General features: G+C 57.0%; 4 protein-coding genes. 1 reads left to right on the forward strand and 3 read right to left on the reverse strand.

What is annotated here, in order from left to right; translation table 11 throughout:
- The 3 genes from WBG04_RS16155 to WBG04_RS16165 all read right to left on the reverse strand — a co-directional run.
- A partial coding sequence (locus WBG04_RS16155; RefSeq protein ID WP_424315547.1) for a PAS domain-containing protein occupies positions 1–1112 on the reverse strand: 1112 nt, incomplete at its 3' end.
- Entirely contained in the window at positions 1109–1639 is a 531-nt protein-coding gene (locus tag WBG04_RS16160; protein WP_424315549.1) for a heme NO-binding domain-containing protein, read from the reverse strand. The genes WBG04_RS16155 and WBG04_RS16160, both read right to left, overlap by 4 nt.
- A gap of 10 nt (positions 1640–1649) precedes the next feature.
- Positions 1650–3023, reverse strand: a complete 1374-nt coding sequence (locus WBG04_RS16165; protein WP_424315551.1) for a sigma-54-dependent transcriptional regulator — start codon at positions 3021–3023, stop codon at positions 1650–1652.
- A 257-nt stretch (positions 3024–3280) separates the two neighbouring features.
- On the opposite strand from WBG04_RS16165, the gene WBG04_RS16170 reads away from it, so the two are divergent.
- Positions 3281–3821, forward strand: a 541-nt coding sequence (locus WBG04_RS16170; RefSeq protein WP_424315553.1) for a DUF6923 family protein, incomplete at its 3' end; no start/stop codon positions are given.

The following is a 3821-nucleotide window of genomic DNA, read 5'->3' on the forward strand; positions in this document are numbered from 1 at the left end:
TCCGAAAGATTCTTCGCCGTCAGCTCCTGACGTGACCAACCCAGCAGTTTGCAGAGCGTTTCATTCACATCAAGGATCCGTCCCTCCATGTCGTGGAGGACGATGCCGTCCAAAGACTGCTCGAAGACCGTCCTGAACTTCCTTTCCCGCTCAATGATTGCCGCCTGACTTTTCTTTCTCTGCGAGATATCGCGAAAGATCGCATACACGCGCTTCTCCCCTCCGATCTCGAAACTGCTACCGACCACCTCCGCAGGAAAGGTCGAGCCGTCAGACCTCAGAAACTCCGCTTCATAATGACACCGGCCCGCTTGTTTGACCTGATCAAAGGCATTCATCGCCCGATCCCGGTGGCGTTCATTCACCAGATCCGATAAATCCGAACGCAGCAACCAGCCACGTGAGATCCCAAAAGTCTTCAGCGCGCTGTCACTTGCCTCACGAATTTTCCCTTCAAAATCGATGATCAGGATCGAATCCATCGAGGCATGGAACAGCGACTCATAGCGTTGCTCGGTGACCTGCATCTCGCTCTTTGCCTCCATCCGCTCCACTTCTCCACCCACACCGCTTCCCAGGAACTCGGCCACCATCTTGCTGAGCTCATTGAGCTCTTTCTCAGGACCGAGGATCATCACGATCACCCCGACCCTGCGCATCCGGATTTCCAGAGGGATGAAAACGTAGGCCATGCCCTCGTCCCGCCACTCCTCGATCTGGCCAGCTTCCAGCGCCCTTCGCCAGATCTTCTCGGTGATGGAGTCGCAGTCGGACCATCCGCTCGTCCAGCTGGGTTCCTCATCGTGATTCTTCATCCTTACCACCAACCCACCGCTTGCCCCAAGCAGGTGGCCCGCCTCATCCATCAGCCGACTCACGTTCGCCTCGTGATTGTCGCCAAGAGAAAGAAGAACGTTCGCCAGACGAAAGACCGCCCGCCGGTATCCCTCCAGGATCTCTCCCTGGGAATTCAGCAGCTTCTCAAGCTCCTGATTCACCTGATAGAGCTCGCCACTCTTCGCCTCGAGCAGCCGCTCTGCTTCAGTGCGGGCCAGTCGCTCCCTCTCCAACCGGCGCTGCAACCGCAGCTCGATGTCCCCACCACCACTCATTCGCAACGAATCACAAAGCGGGAACCATCATCGATTGGCTCACGCTCGACGGTCCCTTCCTTCTTGAAATGCGTGATGCAGCCCTCGATCAATCCATGACAGACATCATCCAGGTGACGGCTCGATCGGTAGATCATTTCCAAGACCTGCGGCTCCAGCCGCTTCGTCTCAAAGCTGGGCAACTCCGCATCCGGATAGAGCTTCCGCACCTCCACGTGGATATAGTTCTCCACACCTTCCAGGAAATCCAAAACCGAATCCGTCTTCCCGACGAACTGCGGGTATCCCAGCGCAAGCTTACTGAAAAGATGCTGACCATAGACACGAAGCAGGTCCGGAACCTCCACGCCACTGCGCTTACTCAGCTCCACCACCAAAGCCACGATCTCCTGGTGATCATAGGTTCCCACCGCCGTGTAGGCCCCACCTGATGGCAGGTCACAGGCATCGATGATGTCGTCCACCATGTCCGCATCCCATTTCTCCTCCACTAGTCCGAGAAACTCGGTGAATATCATTCCTTTCATTTGATTCTGATCAATCGGCGGTTAGACCGTGCCTTTTCATTTTGTTGTAAACCGACTTCTCCGCAATGCCCAATCGCCGCGCTGCTTCCGCCTTGTTGCCATCGCATGCGGCCAAGGTCTGACGAATCGCCTCCACCTCCAGTTGTTCAAGCGTGAGACCTGAAAGATCCGCCGGCAAGGCACCCGCGGGCCGTTCACCTTCCTCACCCTGAACCGCACGTGGTAAATCCGTAACCCGGATCGTCCGATCCTCACAAAACGCACTCGCCCGCTCCAAAACGTTCTCAACCTCCCGGACATTTCCGGGCCATCGATACGCCGTCAGCCTCTTTCTCGCCGCCGCATCCACACGAATCGCTCCACATTTCCGCCGCATCGCGATCAATCCAAGAATCCGATCCACCAAGGCCGGCACATCCTCCAAGCGCTCACGCAGGGGAGGCGTCTCAAGCGGGATGACACTCAGACGGTAGTAGAGATCCTCACGGAACTCGCCCGCCCGGATCTTCTCCTCAAAGTCGATGTTCGTCGCCGCGATCAAACGGAAATCCGCCTTGATGAAGCCCTCGCCGCCAACACGCTGAAACTCTCGATCCTGGAGCACGTTGAGCAACTTCGGCTGAAGATCGATCGGCATGTCTCCAATCTCGTCGAGAAACAATGTTCCGCCTTTCGCTGCTTCGATCTTGCCGATCCGTCGCTTGATCGCCCCGGTGAACGCTCCCTTTTCGTGACCAAAAAGCTCACTCTCCAACAGCTCACGCGGAAGCGCCGGACAGCTCACCGTCACAAACGGCCCTGCCGCCGACTGGCTGTTGGCATGGATGAAGCGCGCCAGCGCCCCTTTGCCCACTCCGCTCTCACCTGTGAGCAAAACCGTCGAATTGATCGCCGCCACTTTCCGCGCCTTCTCCAGGATCTCAAGCATCGCCGGAGCCTCGGCCACCATCTCCTTGATCGGTGCCGCATCACCCAACGATGCACGCAATTCCTCATTCTCCTGCTGGACCTCACGCAGCTTCGAAGCACGTCTCAAGCTGTGAAACAGATCCTCCAGATCAAAGGGCTTTGTCTGATAATCATACGCCCCCAGCTTCATCGCCCGCACCGCTTCCTCAGCACGGTTCGCCCCTGTCAGCACCACGCTCGGAAGACCCGGGTGATCCTTGGCCAATTTATCTAACAGCTCAAACCCGGACATCCCCGGAAGCCCGAGGTCCATCAACACCACCTTCAGCTCATCATCGATCAATGACAGCCCTTCTTCGGCGCTCTCCACGGCCACCGCCCGAAAGCCAAAGTCACCCGCCTTGAGCATCAGCAAACGCCTCGTCGTTTCGTCATCTTCGACAATCAAAAGATCTGCTGAACGCTTGCCCTCCATCGACACAAACCATGTTCAGGCCCTCATCCAATGACAAGCTTGCAGGTATATCGCCAAGAACTCCCACCACTGAACTTTCTACCTCATCGGTCCATCCGTCCCGGTAAGTTCTACCCGGTTTTCCCATTCCGGCTGGAGGAATATCAACTTTTGAAAAAATCATAAACCTCTAATTATCAATTACAAAGGATCCTTGGTGAGTCACTCGGCACGGTAGCTGCCATTGGTATTCCGACGCCAAGTCGGCGATTCCAAATATGAAACAAACATCCACACCCCGCTGCCGAAATCGATACCGAACGGTCTTCGCGACCTGGGCCGCCCTCGGTATCCACGCCCATGCAGAGACGCCTCCGGTCTTCGAGCCGCAGCCTGACTTCTATCAGGTCATCTCCGGGCAAGCCAACCGGCTCAACGCCCGCTCCGGTGGCTACACCCCGCTTGGAGACAACAACCAATCCTACAACGCGGCAGGCTACAACCCTCTCGACGGCTACGTCTATGCCTGGGGGCGTTACGCTCCTTACAAAGATCAGCTTATCCGAATCCATGGCGACGGCACCCTCGAAGCCCTTGGTGCCTCCGCGCCCAACAGCAATGTCTCTCCGGAAACCGGCTACTACGCCGCCGACATGGACAACGAAGGCAACCTTTGGGCCCGCTCGAACAAGCTCGATGGCGGCTCCGCCCTCATCAAGATCAACGTTGAATCCAACACCTACGACATCATCCGTTTCTCCGGAGCCGGCGCGTCCGGTGTCGCCGACCTCGTCTACATGGAAATCGATGGCCGCCCTT

Origin of the sequence: Haloferula sp. (genome assembly GCF_049672945.1) — a bacterium.
Classification (GTDB): domain Bacteria; phylum Verrucomicrobiota; class Verrucomicrobiia; order Verrucomicrobiales; family Akkermansiaceae; genus Haloferula.